General features: G+C 65.3%; 23 protein-coding genes. 8 read left to right on the top strand and 15 right to left on the bottom strand.

Annotation, left to right across the window (positions count from 1 at the left end):
- The 3 genes from clpA to CH339_RS21065 form a co-directional block, all read right to left on the bottom strand.
- Nucleotides 1-2,315 (bottom strand): ATP-dependent Clp protease ATP-binding subunit ClpA (gene clpA, locus CH339_RS21055; protein ID WP_111436366.1); only part of this gene is annotated, 2,315 nt, incomplete at its 3' end.
- Nucleotides 2,316-2,324: 9 nt separating this feature from the next.
- Nucleotides 2,325-2,690, bottom strand: a complete 366-nt coding sequence (gene clpS / locus CH339_RS21060) for an ATP-dependent Clp protease adapter ClpS (RefSeq protein ID WP_111436367.1) — start codon at nucleotides 2,688-2,690, stop codon at nucleotides 2,325-2,327.
- Between the two features lie 398 nt (nucleotides 2,691-3,088).
- Complete coding sequence (locus CH339_RS21065; RefSeq protein WP_111436368.1) at nucleotides 3,089-3,421, bottom strand: phasin family protein; 333 nt, start codon at nucleotides 3,419-3,421, stop codon at nucleotides 3,089-3,091.
- Nucleotides 3,422-3,873: 452 nt separating this feature from the next.
- Between CH339_RS21065 and CH339_RS21070 the strand changes: the two genes are divergently transcribed.
- Entirely contained in the window at nucleotides 3,874-5,172 is a 1,299-nt protein-coding gene (locus CH339_RS21070) for a D-alanyl-D-alanine carboxypeptidase (RefSeq protein ID WP_111436370.1), read from the top strand.
- Here CH339_RS21070 and CH339_RS21075 read toward each other — a convergent pair.
- The 6 genes from CH339_RS21075 to CH339_RS21100 form a co-directional block, all read right to left on the bottom strand.
- Nucleotides 5,163-5,885 (bottom strand): DnaJ domain-containing protein, encoded by a 723-nt coding sequence (locus tag CH339_RS21075; RefSeq protein WP_111436371.1) that lies wholly within the window; start codon nucleotides 5,883-5,885, stop codon nucleotides 5,163-5,165. The genes CH339_RS21070 and CH339_RS21075 overlap by 10 nt on opposite strands.
- Nucleotides 5,886-5,911: 26 nt before the next feature.
- Nucleotides 5,912-6,658, bottom strand: coding sequence for a VWA domain-containing protein (locus tag CH339_RS21080; protein WP_111436373.1), 747 nt, complete (start codon nucleotides 6,656-6,658; stop codon nucleotides 5,912-5,914).
- 285 nt (nucleotides 6,659-6,943) lie between these two features.
- Nucleotides 6,944-7,378: a DUF1489 family protein gene (locus CH339_RS21085; protein ID WP_111436374.1), complete on the bottom strand. Its 435-nt coding sequence runs from the start codon at nucleotides 7,376-7,378 to the stop codon at nucleotides 6,944-6,946.
- A 76-nt stretch (nucleotides 7,379-7,454) separates the two neighbouring features.
- Entirely contained in the window at nucleotides 7,455-9,401 is a 1,947-nt protein-coding gene (locus CH339_RS21090) for an ATP-binding protein (RefSeq protein ID WP_111436397.1), read from the bottom strand.
- A gap of 82 nt (nucleotides 9,402-9,483) precedes the next feature.
- Nucleotides 9,484-10,560, bottom strand: a complete 1,077-nt coding sequence (locus CH339_RS21095) for a hypothetical protein (protein ID WP_111436376.1) — start codon at nucleotides 10,558-10,560, stop codon at nucleotides 9,484-9,486.
- A 243-nt stretch (nucleotides 10,561-10,803) separates the two neighbouring features.
- On the bottom strand, nucleotides 10,804-11,679 hold the full coding sequence (locus CH339_RS21100; RefSeq protein ID WP_111436378.1) for an MBL fold metallo-hydrolase: 876 nt from the start codon (nucleotides 11,677-11,679) through the stop codon (nucleotides 10,804-10,806).
- Between the two features lie 98 nt (nucleotides 11,680-11,777).
- Here CH339_RS21100 and CH339_RS21105 point away from each other — a divergent pair, with 98 nt between their 5' ends.
- A complete protein-coding gene (locus CH339_RS21105; protein WP_111436380.1) occupies nucleotides 11,778-12,122 on the top strand; it encodes an ArsR/SmtB family transcription factor in 345 nt (114 codons plus the stop codon).
- Nucleotides 12,123-12,178: 56 nt separating this feature from the next.
- On the opposite strand, the gene CH339_RS21110 is transcribed toward CH339_RS21105, so the two are convergent.
- A complete protein-coding gene (locus CH339_RS21110) occupies nucleotides 12,179-13,564 on the bottom strand; it encodes an L-serine ammonia-lyase (RefSeq protein ID WP_111436399.1) in 1,386 nt (461 codons plus the stop codon).
- Between the two features lie 290 nt (nucleotides 13,565-13,854).
- On the opposite strand from CH339_RS21110, the gene CH339_RS21115 reads away from it, so the two are divergent.
- From CH339_RS21115 to CH339_RS21130, 4 genes are all read left to right on the top strand, one after another.
- Nucleotides 13,855-14,373, top strand: coding sequence for a rhodanese-like domain-containing protein (locus CH339_RS21115; RefSeq protein ID WP_170138610.1), 519 nt, complete (start codon nucleotides 13,855-13,857; stop codon nucleotides 14,371-14,373).
- Between the two features lie 163 nt (nucleotides 14,374-14,536).
- Complete coding sequence (gene bufA2 / locus CH339_RS21120) at nucleotides 14,537-14,803, top strand: BufA2 family periplasmic bufferin-type metallophore (protein WP_111436383.1); 267 nt, start codon at nucleotides 14,537-14,539, stop codon at nucleotides 14,801-14,803.
- A 122-nt stretch (nucleotides 14,804-14,925) separates the two neighbouring features.
- On the top strand, nucleotides 14,926-15,804 hold the full coding sequence (bufB, locus tag CH339_RS21125; RefSeq protein WP_111436384.1) for an MNIO family bufferin maturase: 879 nt from the start codon (nucleotides 14,926-14,928) through the stop codon (nucleotides 15,802-15,804).
- The gene (locus CH339_RS21130; RefSeq protein WP_111436385.1) at nucleotides 15,801-16,586 is read left to right on the top strand and encodes an HvfC/BufC N-terminal domain-containing protein; all 786 of its coding nucleotides are present in this window, start codon (nucleotides 15,801-15,803) and stop codon (nucleotides 16,584-16,586) included. The genes bufB and CH339_RS21130 overlap by 4 nt, the downstream gene beginning before the upstream one ends.
- A gap of 12 nt (nucleotides 16,587-16,598) precedes the next feature.
- On the opposite strand, the gene CH339_RS21135 is transcribed toward CH339_RS21130, so the two are convergent.
- Nucleotides 16,599-17,513 carry an HD-GYP domain-containing protein gene (locus CH339_RS21135; RefSeq protein WP_170138611.1) on the bottom strand — a complete coding sequence of 305 codons (915 nt, stop codon included), beginning with the start codon at nucleotides 17,511-17,513 and terminating at the stop codon, nucleotides 16,599-16,601.
- A 313-nt stretch (nucleotides 17,514-17,826) separates the two neighbouring features.
- Between CH339_RS21135 and CH339_RS21140 the strand changes: the two genes are divergently transcribed.
- Complete coding sequence (locus CH339_RS21140; RefSeq protein WP_111436389.1) at nucleotides 17,827-18,216, top strand: hypothetical protein; 390 nt, start codon at nucleotides 17,827-17,829, stop codon at nucleotides 18,214-18,216.
- Between the two features lie 40 nt (nucleotides 18,217-18,256).
- Here CH339_RS21140 and CH339_RS21145 read toward each other — a convergent pair whose 3' ends face one another.
- From CH339_RS21145 to CH339_RS21155, 3 genes are all read right to left on the bottom strand, one after another.
- The gene (locus CH339_RS21145; RefSeq protein WP_170138612.1) at nucleotides 18,257-18,781 is read right to left on the bottom strand and encodes a metallophosphoesterase; all 525 of its coding nucleotides are present in this window, start codon (nucleotides 18,779-18,781) and stop codon (nucleotides 18,257-18,259) included.
- Between the two features lie 84 nt (nucleotides 18,782-18,865).
- Nucleotides 18,866-20,473: a carboxyl transferase domain-containing protein gene (locus tag CH339_RS21150; RefSeq protein WP_111436391.1), complete on the bottom strand. Its 1,608-nt coding sequence runs from the start codon at nucleotides 20,471-20,473 to the stop codon at nucleotides 18,866-18,868.
- Between the two features lie 76 nt (nucleotides 20,474-20,549).
- Nucleotides 20,550-21,200 (bottom strand): glutathione S-transferase family protein, encoded by a 651-nt coding sequence (locus CH339_RS21155; RefSeq protein WP_111436392.1) that lies wholly within the window; start codon nucleotides 21,198-21,200, stop codon nucleotides 20,550-20,552.
- 201 nt (nucleotides 21,201-21,401) lie between these two features.
- Here CH339_RS21155 and CH339_RS21160 point away from each other — a divergent pair, with 201 nt between their 5' ends.
- A complete protein-coding gene (locus CH339_RS21160; RefSeq protein ID WP_111436394.1) occupies nucleotides 21,402-22,055 on the top strand; it encodes a glutathione S-transferase family protein in 654 nt (217 codons plus the stop codon).
- Here CH339_RS21160 and CH339_RS21165 read toward each other — a convergent pair.
- Nucleotides 22,052-22,468: a rhodanese-like domain-containing protein gene (locus CH339_RS21165; RefSeq protein WP_111436396.1), complete on the bottom strand. Its 417-nt coding sequence runs from the start codon at nucleotides 22,466-22,468 to the stop codon at nucleotides 22,052-22,054. The genes CH339_RS21160 and CH339_RS21165 overlap by 4 nt on opposite strands.
- Nucleotides 22,469-22,657 lie beyond the last annotated feature (189 nt).

Raw genomic sequence — 22,657 nt, forward strand, 5'->3', positions numbered from 1 at the left:
GATTTCGGCGGTTTGGCCTTGGCGGGCGGCACGTCCTCGATGGCTTCCAGATGGAGGCCCGTGCTGCCGTCTTCCCTGGTCTCCAGCGAGACCTTGACGGTGCCGCCCTTGGAGAGCTTGCCGAACAGGACCTCGTCGGCCAGCGGCCGCTTGATGGTCTCCTGGATGACCCGGCCGAGCGGCCGGGCACCCATCTGCTCGTCATAGCCTTCCGAGGCCAGCCACTCCACGGCCTCCGGCGTCAACTCGAAGGTGACGCCGCGGTCGGCGAGCTGGGCCTCGAGCTGCATGACGAACTTCTCGACCACCCGGTAGACCACGTTGGCCGGCAGGCTGGAGAACGGGATCACCGCATCGAGCCGGTTACGGAACTCCGGCGTGAACAGCCGGTTGATCGCTTCCTCGTCGTCGCCGGCCCGCTTCTTCTGGGCAAAGCCGATCGGCGCACGGGCAAGGTCGGCGGCGCCCGCATTGGTCGTCATGATCAGGATGACGTTGCGGAAGTCGACCTTCTTGCCGTTGTGGTCGGTCAGCTTGCCGTGGTCCATCACCTGCAGGAGGATGTTGAAGAGGTCCGGATGGGCCTTTTCGATCTCGTCGAGCAGGAGCACGCAGTGCGGATGCTGGTCGATGCCGTCGGTCAGGAGCCCGCCCTGGTCGAAGCCGACATAGCCCGGAGGCGCGCCGATCAGCCGCGAGACGGTGTGCCGCTCCATATATTCCGACATGTCGAAGCGCAGGAGCTCCACGCCCATCAGTTCGGCGAGCTGGCGCGCCACTTCGGTCTTGCCGACGCCGGTCGGCCCGGAGAACAAGTAGGAGCCGATCGGCTTTTCCGGTTCACGCAAGCCCGCCCGGGCCAGCTTGATCGCCGACGACAGGGCCTCGATGGCCGCGTCCTGGCCGTAAACGACGCGCTTCAGGTTCTCCCGCAGATGCTGCAGCACCTCCGCATCGTCCTTGGAGACGGACTTCGGCGGGATCCGCGCCATGGTCGCGATCGTCGCCTCGATCTCCTTGACGCCGATGGTCTTGCGGCGCTTCGATTCCGGCACCAGCATCTGCGAGGCGCCGGTTTCGTCGATGACGTCGATGGCCTTGTCCGGCAGCTTGCGGTCGTTGATGTAGCGGGCCGAAAGCTCCACCGCCGACTTGATGGCGTCCACGGTGTAGCGGACCTTGTGGTACTCCTCGAAATAGGGCTTCAGCCCCCTCAGGATCTCGATGGCGTCCGGCAGCGACGGCTCGTTGACGTCGATCTTCTGGAACCGGCGGACCAGCGCCCGGTCTTTCTCGAAGAACTGGCGGTACTCCTTGTAGGTGGTCGAGCCGATGCAGCGGATCGTCCCGGAAGCCAGCGCCGGCTTCAAAAGGTTGGAGGCGTCCATCGCCCCGCCGGAGGTCGCGCCGGCGCCGATCACCGTATGGATCTCGTCGATGAACATGATCGCGTCCGGATAGGCCTCGATCTCCTTGATAACCTGCTTCAGCCGCTCCTCGAAGTCGCCGCGGTAGCGCGTGCCGGCAAGCAGCGCGCCCATGTCGAGCGAGAACACGGTGGAGCTTTCCAGCACCTCCGGCACTTCGCCGTTGACGATGCGCCGGGCGAGGCCCTCCGCGATCGCCGTTTTGCCGACGCCGGGATCGCCGACCAGAAGCGGGTTGTTCTTCTGGCGCCGGCACAGCACCTGGATGGTCCGCTGGATCTCCAGATCGCGGCCGATCAGCGGATCGATCTTGCCGTTCTCGGCCTTCTCGTTGAGGTTGATGCAGTAGGCTTCCAGCGCGTCGTTCTTCTTCTTCGACGTGTTGTTGCCTTCCACGGTCGCCGCATCGTCCTCGACGTCGTTGTCGGGGCTCTGCTCGGCGGTGCCGTGGCGCTTGGCGATGCCGTGGCTGATGTAGTTGACGGCGTCGTAGCGCGTCATGTCCTGCTCCTGCAGGAAGAACGCGGCGTGGCTCTCGCGCTCGGCAAAGATGGCGACCAGCACGTTGGCGCCGGTGACCTCCTCGCGGCCCGAGGACTGGACGTGAATCACCGCCCGCTGGATCACGCGCTGGAAGCCGGCGGTCGGTTTCGACTCGTCGCCGGTATCGGTGATCAGATTGTCGAGCTCGGTGTCGATATATTCGACCAGGTTGCGACGCAGCAATTCCAGGTCGACGTTGCATGCACGCATCACTGCGGCCGCATCCTGATCGTCGATCAGCGACAGCAGCAGATGTTCCAGGGTGGCGTATTCCTGATGCCGCTCATTGGCATAGGCAAGCGCCTGGTGGAGGGCCTTTTCCAGGCTACGGGAGAATGACGGCACTGCGGCTCCTCATTTCTTTTCCATCACGCATTGCAGGGGGTGCTGGTGCTTGCGCGCAAAATCCATCACCTGCGTGACCTTCGTTTCGGCGACTTCGTAAGTGAAGACGCCACACTCCCCGACCCCGTGGTGGTGCACATGCAACATGACGCGGGTCGCCTGCTCCCGCCCCATCTGGAAAAACCGTTCCAGGATATGCACCACGAATTCCATTGGCGTGTAGTCGTCGTTCAGAAGCAGCACCCGGTACATATTGGGCCGCTTGGTTTTCGGCCGTGTCTTGGGGACGACCACGGTGCCCGCATCGGCACCGCCGCCACCCGTTCCCCCGGCACCATCGTCCTGGTCACCGCTTTTGATCGGTTCGGTCCACATCGATTTTGACCGCTGTTTCTCCGCTGCGTCGCGCCCGGTCTTTCCGGATCTTCCTCGGCGGCGCATTCCGCCGTGCCCCGTCGGCAAACCCGTCGATTCGGTCGGCAATCCCGTCCACAAAGTCGGCGCGCCCATCGTCTCCAATGCCGGCGCGCGCGTTCCTCGTCGCCACCGACCCCGCCCGTCCACTATCGGTTATTCGCCGACGGGCCGCAAATCACATGGTGGCATGCCCGGAATGTAGGGTGCCACACCGATGATTTTAAGGCGATCGTTGCAAGGTGCAATGGACCTGACGCAAACGGCGCGCGAAAAATTTCGACAATAAAAAAGCCCGGCGTTGCGGCCGGGCCTGTCGGCGCCCCGTAGGGCGCCGGTCATTGCAGTGCAAAAAGGGCTTACTTGCCCATCTTGCCGAGGGCCTCTTCGTAGGGCTTGTAGGCGTCCTTGGCGAGATCGACGTACATTTCGCTGATCCTGGTCGCCTGGCCGACGAAGTCCTCATAGGCGCTCTTGTAATAGTCGGACTGAACTTCCATCGCCTTGTCGAGGCTCTTGGCAGCCATGAGCTGTTCCATGGCGCTGGCGCCTTCCTCGAAGGACTTCTTCGAGTAGTCGGCCATCTCTGCGGCAATCTTCTGGAAACCCTTGTTGATGTTGCCGAAATTCTTCAGCGCGGTATCGACCTGATCCTTGTTGAGCTTCTGCAGGTCCTCAAAGCCAGCAAACATGATTCTCTCCTTCGCCTCTTTGGATTGCGTTTCGCGACGTCGCCGTGTTTGTCGGCCGTGTCTGTCGGATTGAAATTTATATATGCACTGCACAAAAAAAGTCAACGAATTTTTGCAGTGCAACAAAACCTATGCGAGCGCTGCCAAAGAGGAATCGTTAGGTTTACCGAATTCTAACCGACGGGCCCTTAGTGTGGCCGTTGCCGTCGGCGCAAGGGCAGGCCCAGCGCCGAAAACCGATACTTCCCGACCGGGGGCGGGAGCCAAGCGGCCGCACTGCGAAAGCACGTTTCGCACCGGCCTATTCGGTCGCACCGAACAAGTGCGGCCACCAACATGTGGACAGGAACGCGCGCATCGCGTGCGAAGTGGAGTCGTCTGAAGTGTTTGAACGTGTGTTTGGTCAAAGGCGCCGGCCGGGTGCGGTTTTCCGCGGCGCCGTCCTCGCCTGCATGTGCGCGTTGATAACCGCTGCCGCCGCCCCGGCCGCAAGCGCCAACAGCAAATATTCCGCCATCGTCATCGATGCCAATACCGGCAAGACCCTGTTTTCCCGTCACGCCGATGCGCCGCGCTATCCGGCCTCGCTGACGAAGATCATGACGCTTTATATCCTCTTTGAGGAGATGCGGGCGGGCCGCATGAACATGGAGACGCGCCTGAAAGTGTCGCGCCATGCCGCCGCCCAGGCGCCCTCCAAGCTCGGTCTGAAGCCCGGATCGACGATCAAGGTGCGCGACGCCATGCTGGCGCTGATCACCAAGTCGGCGAACGACGTCGCCGCCGTGGTGGCGGAAAACATCGCCGGATCGGAAACGCACTTCGCCAAGCGCATGACCTCGACGGCGCACCGGCTCGGCATGCGCAACACCACGTTCCGCAACGCCTCCGGCCTGCCGAACCGTGCCCAGCGCACCACCGCCCGCGACATGGCCACCCTCGGCCGCGCGGTGCAGCAGCATTTCCCGAAGGAGTACCGCTACTTCAAGACCCGGGTCTTCAAGTATCGCGGTCGCCGCTACGGCAACCACAACCGCCTGCTCGGCCGGGTCAAGGGCGTCGACGGCATCAAGACCGGCTACACCCGCGCGTCCGGCTTCAACCTCGTCTCCTCGGTGCGCCGCGGCAAGCGCCACATCGTCGCCGTCGTCATGGGCGGGCGTACCGGCCGCTCGCGCAATGCGCATATGACGAAGCTGATCCGCACCTACCTGCCGAAGGCGAGCCGCTCCAACCTGAACCCCAAGGCGGTGATCGCCCGCGGCAACGGCCCGGCCTTTCGCATCGCCATCCCGAAGAACGCCCCGCCGCCGCCGCTGAAGCCCGACGATGAGATCGTCACCGCGGCGATTCCGCTGGTGCCGGTGAAGCCCGCGGCCAGGACCGCCAGCATCAGGGCGACGGCCCTGCGCGCCCCGTCCCTGCCCGACCGCAAGGCCAAACGGGTCAAGGTGCAGTCGATCTCGATCGCCACCCACGACACGCCGGACCAGGGCCCGCGCCCGACCGGCTGGCAGATCCAGATCGCCGCGCTGCCGACCAACGACGAAGCGCTGGCCCTGATCGGCCGCGCGCGCCGTGCCCACGATTCGCTCCTCCAGGAGCGCAAGTCCTACACGATGAAGGTGGAGACCGGAAACGGCACCCTCTACCGCGCCCGTTTCGCCGGCTTCGATTCGAAGTCGGCGGCCAAGTCCGCATGCTCCTCGCTCAAGAGGAAAAAGTTCGCGTGCTACCCGCTTTATGAGTGATGCGTTTGGGTGGAGTCATGAGTACCGAGAAGTCTTTCCTTAGCCTCGTTGAGTTTGGACGCAAGGAACGTCGACCCGCCGAGGTCGGGGTGGAGCCGTTTCATAAGCCGCCGGTGCGCCTCCCGGATTTCCGCCGGGCTGGCGCCGGGCGAAACCCCAAGGATCTGGTAGGCCTCCTCCTTACTCATGCCGCCCGATCGCGGCGCGCTGCGATGCCTCGCGTCGCCGTCCGCCTTGAGGTCTTCACGCCAGTCGGGATGCCGGCGGTCAAGATAAGCCTCTAAGAGCGCCCGGCTCTCGCCGTCGTCCTCAAGCTCGCCCCAAAGGGCGGCGATGTCGGCGAGCGACAGGTCGTCGAGGCTCTGGCCGGAAAACCGTCCGGCCAGCACCTTTCCCGCCATGTTCCCGCTGTCGTGGTCGAGCTCCATTTCCAGCGCCGCCGAGCGCACCGTGGAGCGCTGGCCGCCGCTCGGGCGCGCCCCGCCGAACGGCGAGAAGCCGGAAACGCCGAGCAGCGACAGTCCCATCGCGCCGACCGGTATGGCAAAGCCCCAGCGGCCGGTGATGCCGAGAAAAGCCGCAACGCCGAGCAGCGTCATGCCGCCGATCAGTTTCAGCCGCTTCGCCAGCACGGCCGGATTGGTATAGAGGAGCGACCGGATCCCCAGGAGGATCAGGAGAATCGCGGCGATGAAGAAAAAAACGCGGGCCATGGCCGGATACTAATTCAGACCCCGCCTCAGCGCATCTGTTCAAGCAACAGGGTGGCGCCCCTGGCCCCACCCTTCGACAGATCCTGCAGCGCCTTGCGCCCGCCGGCGGCATAGGCGGCGACACCGCGCAGAAGCTGGCCGAGTTCCTTGGCCGAGGCCGCATCGAGCCTCAGATGCACGCCCTTGGTCAGCCGCGCGATCTCCTTGAACGCCCGGTCGGCAACCGGATCGCCGCCCTCCTGGAACAGGAACACCGGCACGCCGTGAAGGCCGAGTTCGCCGGCCTTGGCGCAGAGGTCGTCGGCGTTCTCCTCCATGCAGTCGCCGATATAGACCAGCGCCTGCACCTTCTCCTTCTTCGTCTCCTTCAACGCGTGGGCGAGCACCTTGCCGATCTGGGTGTGGCCGCCGCGGCAGTCGATGCGCGTCATCAGGTCGGCGAGCGCCCGGGCGTTCTTGACCCATTTGCTCGCCCGGCATTCGCCGAAGCCACGGAAATAGACGAGCTGCACGTCGAGGCTGCCGGTCTTCGCCGCCTCCTCGAACATCTCCGCCTGCAGCGAGCAGGCGCGGTCCCAGGTCGGCTGCCGGCTCATGGTGGCATCGAGTGCAAAGACCAGCCGGCCGCGCCCTTCGGCGCGCGGACCGAGCGTCTTTGCGGCATTGAGGAAGGCGTCGATCTCGCCGCGGCTCGACGGCGCGACCTCGCCTTTGCCCCCTTCCTTCAGGCCGGAAAGCGGCGACGTCGGCACCGACGTTTTCTTGGTCATCATGGGCCTCGATCGGAACATCATTAGTCAGGAACTATATTGGCGCGCACGGAGGCGAACTCAACACGGGCAAGCGTGCCCGCATTTCTCTCCACGCCTTCCGACTTTTCTCTGCGTCATTGCCGGGCTTGACCCGGCAATCCATAGGGCGCTGATTTCAAACACAAATGTTGAGGGGAAGGGTTAGGCCTCATGGACCACCGGGTCACGCCCGGTGGTGACGCAGAGTGACGGGAGAGCGAAACGCAAGAGACGCGACGGGAGCCGCAACAAGCAGCCGATGCCACATCAAAGCAGCCCAAGCTCCATCAGCTCGCGGCGCATTTCCGGCGGGATGTCCTCGCTCGCCTCGCTGCCCCTGAGGTCCGCCGGCGCGTCGCCCGGCTTCAGGTAGCGCCAGCCCTGGAACGGGCGCTTCGGCTGACCGCGCGTCGGCACCAGGTCTGTGTCGAGCACCAGCCGGCAGCGCTTGACGCCGGCATCGTCGGTGAAGGGCCGGATGTCGAGCAGTTTTTGGCGCGCCTGCACCTGGCCCTTGATGACCCAGTAGAGCGAGCCGCCGTCGAGCAGTTCCTCGCGCCGCTTCGGCACCATGCGCGTGGTGTGGAAATACTCCACCGGCCGCCCGGCCTCACGCATCTGGCCGAGCCGGTAGGCGATCCATTTCTGCAGGTCTTCGACCGTCTCGATGCCGACGCAGAGTTTGATGAGGTGGAGGGTCATGCCGCCAATGTCGGGCGCGGACGCGTGAAAAGCAAATGCCCGCGTACCGCTTATCCACACTTTGAACAGGACCGGCTCAGTCGGCGGCCTCAAGCTCCGGAATGGCGAGCGTGACCACCTCGCCGCCCTCCTCCACCTGGTCGCCGGCGACGGCCGCGACCGCGGCCACGGTGCCGTCATGGGGCGCCGTCACCACATGCTCCATCTTCATGGCTTCCACCGCGAACAGCCGGTCGCCGCGGGAGACCGTGTCGCCGCTCGCAACGAAGACGGCGATCACCTTGCCATGCATCGGCGCGCGGATATGGCCGGCATCGCCGAAATCCTCGGCCAGGCGCGAAAGCGGATCTTCCAGTTCGATTCGTAGGGCCCGCCCGCCGTCGAGTGCGTAGGCAACGCCCGGCCCTGCGATCTCGGCAGCACCGCCGTCACGACTCGTCGCGGCGCCATAGCGAGCAGAAAACCCGGCGGCATCCCAGACCAGCCGCGCCTCGGCCGCTTCGCCGCCGACGAGGATGGGCTGGACGATGTCGCGCACGCCGCCGAGCTGGAATCCGTCCGAGGCGGCCCAGGGATCGGCCCAACCCGAGCCAGTCGGTGCCGCCGGCGCGGCGAGCCGTTCCACGGCCCTGGCAATCGCCGCATCGCCGACCGTCCCGCCCGTCAGCCGTGCGATCTCCCGGTCGCAGAAGCCCGTGTCGAAGCCGCCCTTGCGGACCTCCGGATGATCGACGACGGCACGCAGGAACGCCAGATTCGACTTCGGCCCGGCAACGACACTCTTCGAAAGCGCTTCGCCGAGCCGGTCGAAGGCCTGGTCGCGCGTCTCGCCATGGGCGATCAGCTTGGCAATCATCGGGTCGTAGTGGGGCGAGACGCTGCCGCCCTCTTCCACACCGGCATCGACGCGCACGCCCTCCGCCTCGGCCAGGCGCAGCAGGTCGAGCCGCCCCGACGACGGCAAAAACCCGGTGTCCGGATCCTCGGCATAGAGCCGGACCTCGACCGCATGGCCGGAGAGAGGCACCTCCTCCTGCGTCATCGGCAGCTTCTGGCCGGCTGCCACGCGGAACTGCCATTCGACGAGGTCCGTGCCGGTGATCGCCTCGGTCACCGGATGCTCCACCTGCAGCCGCGTGTTCATCTCCATGAACCAGAAGCGTTCCTGCCGGAGCCCCTTGCTGCCGTCGGCAATGAACTCCACCGTGCCCGCGCCGCGATAGCCGACGGCCTTCGCCGCGGTCACAGCGGCCTCGCCCATCGCCGCACGCACCTCAGGCGTCATGCCCGGCGCCGGCGCCTCCTCCATGACCTTCTGATGCCGCCGCTGCAGCGAACAATCGCGCTCATAGAGGTGGATCGCATTGCCCGCGCTATCGGCAAAGACCTGCACCTCGATGTGCCTTGGGTCGGCAACGAATTTCTCGATCAGCACCCGGCCGTCGCCGAAGGCGTTCTCCGCCTCGCGCTTTGCCGCGGCGAGCGCCTCGTCGAAATCGAGGACCTTGTCGACCCGGCGCATACCTTTGCCGCCGCCGCCCGCCACCGCCTTGATCAGCACCGGATAGCCCGTCTCATAGGCCTTCTGCTTCAGGAACTCCGCGCCCTGCCTCTCGCCGTGATAGCCGGGGACGACCGGAACGCCGGCCGTCTCCATCAGCGCCTTGGCGGCGTCCTTGTGGCCCATCGCGCGGATCGCCTCGGCCGGCGGGCCGACGAAGACGATGCCGACCGCATCGCAAGCGTCAGCAAAGACGGCGTTTTCGGCCAGGAACCCGTAGCCCGGATGAATGCACGCCGCACCCGTCTCCGTCGCCGCCGCGATGATCTTGTCGATGACGAGATAGGACTCGCTCGCCGGAGCGGGGCCGATGGCGACCGCCTCATCTGCCGCGCGCACATGGGGCGCACCGGCATCGGCCTCGGAATAGACCGCGATGACGCGCATGCCGAGCCGGTGCGCGGTCCGGGCGATGCGGACGGCGATTTCCCCGCGATTGGCGATCAGAACGCTATCGAACATGAAAAAGGGCGGCTCCCCGGACCGGTGGATTTTTGCCAGCAACGATTGCCGGCTTTTGTGTCCGGATCAAACGATTTCGAGGTCAGACGAGCTTTCGGAGCTGGGCGTAGCCGTCGGCAAGCCGCGTCGCGATCCGGTCCGTCAGAGTGCGTTCGGGGCTCCGCTCGGGATGAAACCGCGCCAGCGTCGCCTCCACCAGCGCGTCGATCTCCGCAGCCAGCGCCGGATCGGCGGTCGCATCGACCGCGTTCGGCGAGAACGGCCGGTCATCGCCGGCGAACACCTCGTCCCAGGACCGGCCCCAGTGACGTTCGGCAAACGCCTCGTTCGGCTCCGCGTAGCGCGCGTGGAGCGTGGCGGCCAGCGCATCCGTCAGACCGGAAAAGCCGACGGCGTTCCAGCCGTGCCGGTTGGCTTGGCGCTGGATGAAGCGCCGGGCCGAGCGATGCAGGACCTGCGAATGGTGCAGCGCTTCTTCAGCCGCGACGCGCCGGCAGACCTCCACGGTCGCCGGCCCGATCGCCGGATTGACCGAGCGCAGCGGACGCAGATGCGGCAACCGGATCAGCCGGTCGGAGAGGTCCGCGCCGTCGAAGAATGCCGCCTCGATGCCCGGGTCAAGGACCGTCGGCGTGAACGGGATCGCAATCACCCGCTCCACCCCCGCCGCCTCCCAGGGCGCGACGATGGCGTTGAAATCGTAGGCCCTGCGCGCGGCGAGTTGGGTGGCATAGTCGGCAAACAGCCGCGCCTCGGAAAGGGTCTTGACCCTCTGCGTGTAGAGCGAATTGAAGAGCCGCGGCTGCGGCCTGACGAAAAGGACGATTTCCGGCGTGAAGCCGGCATCGCGGATCGCCCGGACGATCTTGCGCGGGCCGTCGTCCCTGGACCCGAAGGTGCTGAAGAGTTCGGAGGAGACGAGCGCGATGTCGTCCCAGCGCTTGAGCCGCCGCGTCAGCCGGCCGAGCGTCGTCGGCCGGAGCCCGCGCGCGCGCTTTCCCGTCGCATCGCGAAAGAGATTGTGGTGGGCCGTTTCGCCGCCGGCGACCGGATAGAGCACGCCGGCGCGCATCAGCCGCCGCCGGTTGGCCGCAAAGAACCGCTGCAGGCTGGTGCTGCCGGTCTTGTGGGTGCCGATATGAACGATACATCGCCGCATGGCGTTCCTTTACGTCACCCCGCAGCGATTTGCATCCGTTTGATCGACAGGGACAAACTGTTACCGCAGAGATGCGGTCGACCCTCTTCCAGTCGAGCGAGCGCCCTATGGATTGCCGCGCCGGCCTACCGGCCTCCTCGCAATGACATTGAAAACAAAGAGAAAGCCGTCATTGCGAGCGTAGCGAAGCAATCCAGACAGCTGGTTCCACCGAAGTTCGCGGTCGGCAAAGGACCGACGCCCTCAAGACGCCAGCTTGACCGGGATCTTCAGGTAAGACACGCCGTTCTCCTCGGCCGGCGGCAGCGCCCCTGCCCGCATGTTGACCTGGATCGACGGCAACAGCAGCAGCGGCATGTCGAGTTTTTCGTCGCGCGCCGTGCGCATCTCGACGAACTCGTCCTCGCTCACCCCGTCCCGCACATGGACGTTGTTCGCGCGCTCTTCGCCGATCGTCGATTCCCAGGCATATTCGTCCCGGCCCTCCGCCTTGTAGTCGTGGCACATGAAGACGCGCGTCTGCGGCGGCAGTTCGAGCAGCTTCTTGATCGAGCGGAAGAGCTGGCGCGCATCGCCGCCCGGGAAGTCCGCCCGCGCCGTGCCGAAATCCGGCATGAACAGCGTGTCGCCGACAAAGAGCGCATCGCCGATCTTATAGGAGATGCAGGCCGGCGTGTGGCCGGGCGTCGCGATCACCTCGATGTCCAGCGCGCCGACGGAAAACGTCTCGCCGTCGGCGAACAGCCGGTCGAACGAGCTGCCGTCGGCGGCAAGGTCCGTGGCGTTGAAGATCGGTCGGAAGATCTTCTGCACCTCGCGGATGCGCTCGCCGATGCCGATCTTCGCGCCGGTCTTGGCCTTGATGTAGGGCGCGCCGGACAGATGGTCGGCATGGACGTGGGTCTCCAGCACCCAGGCGATCTCAAGGCCTCCGTCTTTCGCCGCCTTGATGACCTCATCGGCCGAGTCCGTCGTGGCCTCGCCGGAGCGGTGGTTGAAGTCGAGTACCGGGTCGATAACAACTGCGGTTGTATCTTCGGGTTTCCAGACGAGATAGGAAATCGTGTTCGTCCCCTCGTCGAAGAACGCACGAATTACGGGACGATCGGAATTCGGCATGAATTTCTCCTTTTCGACACCAAGTTGGGGATGCGTTTCTTGACGAATATATGAGCGCAGCCTAATTTAACAACCTGCGAATTATAGGAGATACGCGCATGGCGGTGATCGAAATGGGGTCGATGGACGGCTTTGAAGACCGGGCCGAAGACGCCACCCGCATGCTCAAGCTGCTGGCCAACGAAAAGCGCCTTCTGATCCTGTGCCGGCTCGCCGAAGCCGGAGAGGCGAGCGTCGGCACGCTGGCCGATTCCGTCGGCCTGTCGCAGTCGGCGCTCTCCCAGCACCTGGCCAAGCTCCGCCAGGAGGGCCTCGTCGCCTATCGCCGCGACGCCCAGACCCTGTTCTACCGGGTCGACGACGCCGACGCCGGCCGCATCCTGCTGCTTTTGAAGGAAATCTACTGCCCCTCGGGCATGGACCAGCCGGTCGGCTCCTGCTGACGACCGGAGCCGCCCGCCGGATCGGGTCGCGCCCCGCCGGGGCTCGCTGACGAACGTCAGCACTCGATGACGTTCGAGGCCAGCCCGCCGGTCGCCGTTTCCTTGTATTTCTCGTTCATGTCTAAGCCCGTCTGACGCATGGTCTCGATGCATTCGTCGAGCTGGACGAAATGCGTGCCGTCGCCGCGTAAGGAGAGCGAAGCCGCCGTCACCGCCTTGACGGCGCCGAGGCCGTTGCGCTCGATGCACGGCACCTGGACGAGCCCGCCGATCGGGTCGCAGGTCATGCCGAGATGGTGCTCCAGCGCGATCTCGGCCGCGTTCTCGATCTGCGCATTGGTGCCGCCGAGAACGCTGGCGAGCCCCGCCGCCGCCATCGCCGAGGCCGAGCCGACCTCGCCCTGGCAGCCGACCTCGGCGCCGGAGATCGACGCATTGTGCTTGATGATGCCGCCGATCGCCGCCGCCGTCAGGAGGAAGGTCCGCACCCCTTCCCGGCAACCGCTGGGACAATGGTCGACATAGTAGCGGATGACGGCGGGGATGATCCCGGCCGCCCCGTTGGTCGGCGCCGTCACCACCTTGCCGCCGGCCGCGTTCTCCTCGTTGACCGCCATGGCGTAGACCGACAGCCAGTCCATCACCGTGTGCTGGAACGGATCGTTGCGGCCGCGCTCAGATGTGAGCTTTTGGTGGATTTCCCGGGCCCGGCGGGCAACGTTGAGGCCGCCCGGCAGCCGGCCGCCGACGGCGAGCCCGCGCTCCATGGAGCCGTTCATGGCGTCCCAGATGGCGTCGAGGCGCGCATCAAGGGTCGCCGCGTCGTGGACGGAAAGCTCGTTCTCCCGCTTCATCTCGGCGATGGAAAGGCCCGAAGCCTCGCCCATCTCCAGCATCTCGCGGGCCGAAGCGAACGGATAGGGCGCGCAGACGACGGTGGTCACCGGCGAGTCGTCGTCGGCCACCGCGTCGAGTTCGGCCGCCGTCACCACGAAGCCGCCGCCGACGGAATAGAACACCTCCTCGGCGAGCGTCGCACCGGATTTGTCGAAAGCGCGGAACACCATGCCGTTGGCGTGGCCGGCAAGCGGCGGCCCGTAGTCGAAGACGATGTCGGTATCGGGATCGAAGGAGATGGACGGCAGGCCCTCCGGCGTCAGACACTTCGCCGCCTTGGTGTCGTAGATCATCTCGTCGACCCGGTCCGGATCGACGGCTTCCGGCTGCTGTTCCAGAAGGCCCAGGACGACCGCCCGGTCGGTGCCGTGGCCCTTGCCGGTGAAGGCGAGCGAGCCATGCAGGGTCGCCGTCACATGGGCGGGGGCGCTTTGGAGGCGGCGCAGGCCCTCGACGAACCGCCGTGCCGCCACCATCGGCCCCACCGTATGCGAGGACGACGGCCCGATGCCGATCTTGAAGAGCTCGAAAACCGAAAGGAACACGGTCGAAGTCCTTTTCCGGAAGCACCGCCGGTTGCGGCCGGACGGCACCCTTTCCGGAGTCATAGGCGCAGAGGCGGAAGCGCTCTGTTCAGAACGCGACAAAGCGTCGCTCGCTCCCGCCCGCCCGGCGCGGTCGCATAGGGCCACAACGTTTGAAATCGGACAAGGACGCGGCTAAGAAAAACCGCCCTTGACGAAACGCAATGGGCGGCGCCTGCGGATCGCCCACAGCGGCCGCGAGAGCGATACCACAAGGCCCGACAGCCACAGGACTGGGAAAGGACGCAGCCATGGCCCTTACCGCGATCACGCCCGAGGAGGCCTCCAAGCTGCGCTACAAGAACGGCGTCATCATCGATATTCGAGAGCCCGCCGAGCTGGTGCGCGAACGCATTCCCGATTCCCGCGCCCTGCCGCTGTCGCAGATCGCAACGGCGGACCTGAAGCTCGGCCCCAAGGAGCGGCCGATCTTCATCTGCCATTCCGGCGCCCGCACCAACGCCAGGTCCGGCCAGCTCGCCGCCAAGATCAAGGGCCAGGGCTATGCGCTGACCGGCGGCATGGTCGCCTGGAAGAAGGCCGGCCTGCCGGTGATCACTCCCGACGATGCAGCCTCGAAGCGCGCCAGGCTCGTTCTCAACGTCCTCAACGGCATCACACTGGGCGGTCTTGCCCTTGCCGGATACGGTTTTGTCACGCAAGGCGCCATCGTCGGCGTGATCGGTGCGGGCCTTGCGATCACGGCTTTGTTTGGTCGCGGACCGGCGATATCCGCGGTTTTGGGCAAGCACGGCATTCCACAGGAGTGACCTCGCGCAGAAGTGGCAGGTCCGCCTCACAAAGACTGACAGGAACGTGAAAAGGCGTGTGTTGCGGACCGACCGCCACGCATGTCCCCCTGAGGTCGTCGAGCGGGACGACATCGACCCCGCCGACGCGATGAACGAACCTTTTCTCAGGGAGACCAACCGAATGAAACTCGCTTCCAAGTCCGGTGCCGCCGTTGCCGCCGCCGCTGCCGCCCTGCTGCTTGCCGGCGCTGCCGGCATCACCACCGCCTCCGCAACCGACAACCAGGTCAAGTGCTTCGGCGTGAACTCGTGCAAGGGCCACAGCGCCTGCAAGACCGCCAGCTCTTCCTGCAAGGGCATGAACGCCTGCAAGGGCCAGGGCTTCCTCATGGAATCCAAGGCCGAATGCGAGGCCAAGGGCGGCAAGCTGGAAGATCCGAACGCGTAAAGGCATCGGAACCCAATGGTTTCTGCCCGTCGGACGTCGATCTCCGGCGGGCAGTTGCCGTTCAGGAGAGCAACCTGAACGGGTAGTCACGACACAAGAAAAGACCCGGGAGCCGCAAGACCATGACCTCCTCCTCGACCAGCGCGGCTGTGGCCGACGACCGGCCGCCCTATCTCGGTTTCGGCCTCGGCCTCAGACCCGACCACTACGGCGCCATCCTTGACGGCGATCCGCCCGTCGACTGGTTCGAGATCATTTCGGAAAACTACATGGTCGCCGGCGGCCGCCCGCTCGCCAATCTGGACCGGGTGCGCGAGCGCTTTCCCCTCGTCATGCACGGGGTCTCCATGTCGATCGCGTCGACCGCGCCGCTTAACATGGACTATCTGGCGTCGCTGAAACGCCTGGCGGAGCGCGTCGAGCCGGAATGGATCTCCGATCACCTGTGCTGGACCGGCGTCCACGGCGTCAATCTTCACGACCTCCTGCCCTTCCCCTACACCGAGGAAGCGCTCGACCATGTGGTCGAACGGGTCGCCCGCGTCCAGGATGTCCTCGGCCGCCGCCTGACCCTGGAAAACGTCTCCACCTACGTCTCCTTCGCCGCGTCGCAGATGCCGGAATGGGAGTTCATTTCCGAGCTTTCCCGCCGCGCCGACTGCTGGCTTCTGCTCGACATCAACAACGTCTATGTCAGCGCCTTCAACCACGGTTTCGACGCCCACGATTTCCTCAACGGCGTGCCCGTCGACCGGGTCGTGCAGTTCCATCTCGCCGGCCACAGCCACGAGACCACCTACATCATCGACACCCACGACCACGCCGTGCCCGACGACGTCTGGTCGCTCTATGCCGCGGCCCTGAAGCGCTTCGGTCCGGTCTCTGCGATGATCGAGCGGGACGCCGATATCCCACCGCTCGACGAAATGCTTTCGGAACTGGACACCGCCCGGCGCGTTTATGACGAAACGCTTGGTGAACCCGTGGAGGCTGCCGAATGACCGTATCGACCCTCGCCGAACTGCAGGACCGTTTCCAGACGGCTATCCTGACGGGCGACGACGCGGTCCTGGCCGACATCGTCGACTCACCGCGGGAAAACCGGGACATCCTTTTTGGCGTCTACAGAAACGCGTATCTGATGCGGCTGATCGAGATCCTGGAAAACGACTACGAGATGCTGAGCGCCTATTCCGGCGAGGTCGGGTTTCGCGCGCTCGCCCGCGCCTATGTGCTGACCAATCCGTCCCGGCACTCGAACGCCCGCTTCTACGGCGAGAAGCTGCCGCGCTTTCTGGCCGAGACCCGGCCCTGGTCGGACACGCCGGCCGTTCCGGAACTTGCCGCCATCGAATGCGCCCTTAACGATGCCTTCGACGATGCGAGCGCGGCGCCGATGACCATCGGCGACCTCGCGGCCGTGCCGCCGGACGACTGGGGCGCCCTCGCCCTTCGCCCGCAGCCCTTCGTCCACCGGCTCGACCTTGCCTCCAACGCCCTCGACATCTGGACGGCGTTGCGCAACGGCGAGACGCCGCCGGCGCCTGAGGATCGGGACGACAGGGTGCACCTCCTCGTCTACCGCCACGACCTGACCTCGCGGCTGCGGCCGATGGACCGGGACGAGGCGATGATGTGGGATGAGATGGCCAAGGGCCTCACCTTCGGCGTGCTGTGCGAGATGATGGCGACCTTCTGGGATGCCGAGATGGCACCGGCCCGCGCCGCCGGCCACTTGCAGGCCTGGATCACCGACGGCCTGCTGGTGCACGACGTCGCATAGCTGCGACCGCCGTCACGCCTTCCTGACGATATCGATCTCTTCGGCGACGAGCTTTGCCATTCTGAGCGAACAGAGGCGGCGGATCGTGATCTCCGACAGCACCGAACCTGCGGCTAGCAAGAGGCGGTTCTGCGCATCGACGATGTCCCTGTCGACCACGTCGCCGGGCAGCAACTGGCTCGGTGCCAGCGTCTTCGGCACGCCGACGGCATCCTGCTGGCCCTGCGCGCGGCGCAAGTGCGCGTAGGCGACCTTCAGGATCTCCAGATCATAGAGCTCCCGGTGCTCGGCCATCTTCTTGAAGTCGCGCGTGCGGTCGACGCCCGTCGCCTCGTCGGACAGGTCGATGAGCACCTTCAGCACCCGCGCGGCCTCCGGAATCTCCCTGCCCTTCACCCCGTCATAGGGATAACCGCTGCCGTTGAAGCCCTTGTTGCAATAGAGCACGGCCCTGGCGACCGGCTCCATGCGCGGGATCGTGATGAGAAGATCGTGGGCCGCTTGGGTGCTTTCCGCCAGCATCTTGCGCTCGTCGGCGCTGAGATCGGCGTCGAGGGCCTTTTTCTGGATGATATCGTCCGGCAGCGACAGCATGCCGATGGGATAGAGCATCGCCGCAAGTTCCAGAACCCAGACATTGTCGATGGTGAGATGGGGCGCGATCCGCCGGGCCCAGCGCTCGACCTTGCCGGCCTTCTGGAAGAGTTCCGGCCGCGCCATCGCCAGGACGTCGGCAAGCACCTTCATGCTGCCGTCGAAAAGCTGTTTCAACTGCATGTTGGCGACGCAGAGCTCGCGGCTCTGGCACTCGACGGTGGCTTCGGCGGCAAGCCGAGCGCGCTTTTCCCGCGCCAGCCGCTGGGCCAGCGCCTGCACATCCTTGTTGACGGTCGTCAACGCCGGCGGAGGAGCGGAAACGGGACCCACAGCCTGTCCTCCCGAGAAACGGTTCCTGTCACTGTTAATTTCTATCAGATATAACTTTCTACCCATTTAAGAAAAAGCCAAAAATTGTTTCGTTTTATTTTATGAAAATTTTCGGCTTCGCGAAAAACTACAAACGAATACATTAAATACACAAGGAGGGATCCCGTAAACACGTCACGGCATCCGCGATTGCCTCCTGTGCAACTTTGAGAAGATATACGGAAAAGAACCCTTTTGACGCGTTCCCGTCGACCACTATTGTTGCGAATATTGCTTGTTGCACGAGTGCGCAAAAACCGACGGGAAATTTTGCATGAAAGCCTTTTCCTCCCTGATTGTCCTTTTCCTCGCCGCATCGATCCTTTTCCCGACACCGACCCTGGCAAAGGTGGTCCGTTCGGGCGTCCCGACGATCGTCGCCAGGTTCGGCTCCTGGAACTATTATTGCCAGCAGGCCGGCTTCGTGACGATCAGCAAGCTCTCCGTCGACCACGGCACCGTGCAGATCAGAAAACGCGTTCCCGTGAAGATCGGCGGCAAGGTTGCCCGCGGATCCGCGTATGGCTGCGTCGGCAAGACCGTCAAGGGCGTCGCGATCGTCTACACGTCCAACAGGGGCTATCGTGGCAAGGACAAGGTGCGGTTCCGCGTCACGTTCGAGAGGAAATGGAACGACATCGTCCTCGACGTCAATGTGAAGTAGGGGTCCGGCCGCGTTCCGCCCGGCGCCGCCCGGGCATTTGTCACCGCCAGTGCTCCGGCAGCGCATCCAGCAGCTCCTCGACCCGAGCAAGCGACACCGGCGTGTAGTCGTGGGAGTCGACGCCGACGTCGAGGCTCTTGCCGAGCGGGCTGCCATTGAGCACGCCGTGGACATGGCCGAACAGGTGGCGGGCGCCGCGGATGGCATTCGGCCAGTCGCGCATGGGGAAATGGAAAAGCACGAAGCCGCAGCCGTTCCAGCGCTCCTCCAGCATCGTATCGACGGACGCAAAGAGCGCGCCGCTGTCGCGCACCAGCCGGTCGTCGTGATTGCCCCGGACGAGGTGGACGGTGCCGTTCAGCCGGTCCAGATAGGGGCTCGCATCGCCCGTCTCCCGGTGGCAGAAATCACCGAGGTGATAGACCGTGTCGCCGCAGGCAACGGTGCTGTTCCAGTTGGCGATCAGCGCACTGTCCATCTCCGGCACCGACGAGAACGGGCGGTCGTCGAGGACGCCCGCATCGCCGAAATGGGTGTCGGAGGTGAAAAAGATGCTGCCTGCCATGCTGTCGTCTCCATGCGTCATTTACTTCGCAGGAAACAAAACGCAGAACCGACGCAAACGATCCTTCACAATAAGTTACAGAACTCACATACGAAAGACGCCGAAGGTCGTCTCCGGGATTGGCGCGTTGAGGGTCGCGGCAAACGCCAGCGTCAAAACCCGGCGGGTTTCCGACGGCGCGATGATGCCGTCATCCCAGAGCCGCGCCGTGGCGAAATAGGGATGCCCCTCTTCCTCGTAGCGCGCCCTGACCGGCGCCTTGAAGGCTTCCTCCTCCTCGGCGCTCCAGGTGCCGCCGTCGGCCTCGATGTTGTCGCGCTTGACGGTGGCGAGCACGCTTGCCGCCTGCTCGCCGCCCATGACGGAGATCCGCGCATTCGGCCAGGTGAACAGGAACCGGGGCGAAAACGCCCGCCCGCACATGCCGTAATTGCCGGCGCCGTAGGAGCCGCCGATGATCACGGTGATCTTCGGCACCTTCGCCGAGGCGACAGCCGTGACGAGCTTGGCACCGTCCTTGGCGATGCCGCCGGCCTCATAGTCGCGCCCGACCATGAAGCCGGTGATGTTCTGCAAAAAGAGCAGCGGAATGCGCCGCTGGCAGCAGAGCTCGATGAAATGGGCGCCCTTCTGTGCGGACTCCGAATAAAGGATGCCGTTATTGGCGAGGACACCCACCGGAATGCCGCCGATGCGGGCAAAGCCGGTGACGAGTGTCGTCCCGAAGAGCGCCTTGAACTCGTGGAATTCCGAGCCGTCGACGAGCCGGGCGATGACCTCGCGCACGTCGTACTGCTTCTTCAGGTCCGTCGGCACCACGGCTTCCAGCTCGCCCGGATCGAAGAGCGGCTCCTGCGCCGGCGCGAGGTCGAGATCGGGCGCCTTGACGCTATTGAGGTTGGCGACGGCTGCCCGCACCTGTGCCAGCGCCTGCAGGTCATCGGCGGCATAGTGGTCGGCAACGCCGGAAACCCGCGCATGGACGTCGGCGCCGCCGAGATCCTCGGCCGTCACCTCCTCGCCGGTCGCGGCCTTCACCAGCGGCGGGCCGCCGAGAAAGATCGTCCCCTGCTTGCGCACGATCACCGTCTCGTCCGACATCGCCGGCACATAAGCGCCGCCCGCCGTGCACGAACCCATGACGGCGGCGATCTGCGGAATGCCCTCCGCCGACATCGTCGCCTGATTGAAGAAGATGCGGCCGAAATGCTCCCGGTCGGGAAAGACGTCGACCTGGTTCGGCAGGTTGGCACCGCCGGAATCGACGAGATAGAGGCAGGCAAGCCGGTTCTCCCGGGCGATCTCCTGGGCCCGGACGTGCTTCTTTACCGTCATCGGATAGTAGGTGCCGCCCTTGATTGTGGCATCGTTGCAGACGATGACGCAGTCGCGCCCGGACACCCGGCCGATGCCGGTGATGATGCCGGCCCCGTGTATGTCCGCATCATACATGCCGTTAGCGGCGAGCGGCGACAGCTCCAGGAACGGAGAGCCCGGATCGAGCAGCCGCATGACCCGCTCACGCGGCAACAGCTTGCCGCGGCCGACATGGCGCTCGCGCGCCCGCTCCGATCCGCCGAGGGCCGTCGCCTCCCGCTTTGCGGCAAGGTCGGCGAGGAGGTCGCGCCAGCGGCTGGCGTTCTCCGCGATATCGGGCGCCGCCAGATTGGCGTCGGTGGACAGAACGCTCACGCCCGCCCCCCAAGGCCATTTGCCGGACCGGCCGGAGATCCGGCCGGCACAAAGGACATGGCGCTGGCGTTCGCCCTCATTCCACTTCGTCGTGCTCGAGGATCCAGGTTTCGGCCTCGCCGGCCGCGTACCATTTCTCCAGCACGGGAATGGTCAGCACGTCGTCCATATAGGACCGGCAGATGTCGTCGACCGGAATGTCGTAAGTCTCAAAGCGCGAGACCACCGGCGCGAACATGGCGTCTGCCGCCGTGAACGAGCCGAACAGGAACGGCCCCTGCGAGGCTTCCAGGCACTGGCGCCAGATCTCGGTGATGCGGGCGATATCCTTGTCGGCCGCCGGCGTCGAGGCGCGGCCCGGAATGCGCTTGCGGACGTTCATCGGATAGTGGTCGCGCAGCGCCCCGAACCCGGCATGCATTTCGGCGCTGACCGAACGCGCCTCGGCCCGCTGCACCGGATCGTCCGGCCACAGCCCGGCTCCGGGATAGGCCTCGGCCAGATATTCCAGGATGGCGAGGCTCTCCCACACGGTGAGGTCGCCGTCGATCAGGATCGGCACCTTGCCGGCCGGCGAATATTGCAGGATCTTTTCCTTGGTATCCGGCTGGTCGAGGGGGATCAGCACCTCCTCGAACTCGATCCCGGCAACGCTCATCGCCAGCCAGGGCCTCAGCGACCAGGACGAGTAGTTCTTGTTGCCGATGATCAGTTGGCGTGTCTTCATTTCTCAAGGTTCCTTGTGCCGGCCGCGCGATTCGCGCGTGTCCCCACCGGTAACGGTCAGGAAAAATCCCACGTTGCGGGATGACTTGCAACCGATCCGCACGCCCCACGGGACGGCAACCGGCAATGGCCACAGGCAAGTGCGAAAAACGGCGGGCGAAAGTCCTGAATTGACAAAGCGATTGGTGCGGTCGGACGGCAGATGGCGGCAACGGTGATCCTCTACGGCTACCGCTTCAGCGTCTATCACCGCATCGCAAGGATGGCGTTGCACGAAAAGGGCGTTCCGTACGACGTCGTCGACGTCGATCCCTTTGCGGATGACGTGCCGGACGCCTATCGCGCCATCCATCCCTTCGGGCGCGTCCCGGCGCTCCGCCACGGCGCCTTCACGCTCTATGAGACCGCCGCGATCACCCGCTATGTCGACGCCGCCTTCGACGGCCCGGCGCTGACCCCGACCGATCCGAAAGCCTTGGCGCGGATGGCCCAGATCATTGCGATCATCGACAGCTACGGCTACTGGCCGCTGGTCCGCCAGGTCTTCGCGCACCGGGTCTTCCGGCCGGCCGAAGGAGCTGTGGGCGACGAAGCGGAAATCGCGGCTGGTCTGGAAGCGGCCGGCCCGGTCCTTGCCGCCCTTGAGGCAATCGCCGCCGAGGGCCTGGTGCTGAACGGCCGGGACGTAACCCTCGCCGACTGCCATCTGGCGCCGATGACCGCCTATTTCACGATGGCCGGAGAAGGCGCCGCGGCGATGAAATCCTATCCGGCGCTCATGCGCTGGTGGGCGTGGGCCCGCGCCCTGCCGAGCCTGGTCGAGACCGACCCGGGACTGCCGGACCTGCCGGCCTAGACTTCGCCGATGCTCTTTTCCGGCTTTTCGACCGGCCCGCCGGCCTTTTCCCAGGCACCGAAGCCGCCGGTGACATGGGCCACCGGATCAAGGCCCATGCGCTGCGCCGTCGCCGCGGCGAGCGCCGACCGCCAGCCGCCCGCGCACAGGAAGACGAACTTCTTGTCGGCGAGGAAAACCGGCTTGTGATAGGGGCTTTCCGGGTCGATCCAGAATTCCAGCATGCCGCGCGGGCAATGGAAGGCGCCCGGGATGCGGCCGTTGCGGTCGAGCTCTCGGATGTCGCGCAGATCGACGAAGACGACGTCGTCGTGGCCGTACTGGGCGATCGCCGCCTTGGCGTCGAGCACCTCGACCGTCTTCTCGGCCTCGGCGATGAGCTGCTTGTATCCGACGGAAATGGTCTGCGGCATGGCGGTCCCTTTTCGGTCTCGGGGTGCGGTGCACGGATATCGTGCGGGCGCGGGAGGCGCGCCGGAGGAATGCTTCAAGGCCGGTTATATCGCATTGCCCCGAAACGGAAAGGAGCGGCCGGCCGGCGAATTCGGACCAGCGCCGAAGGAGCGCGTCGTTCGCCTCCTCGAAAGCCGCAGCCTTGCCGG

Source organism: Rhodobium orientis (genome assembly GCF_003258835.1).
GTDB classification, from domain to species: Bacteria; Pseudomonadota; Alphaproteobacteria; order Rhizobiales; family Rhodobiaceae; genus Rhodobium; species Rhodobium orientis.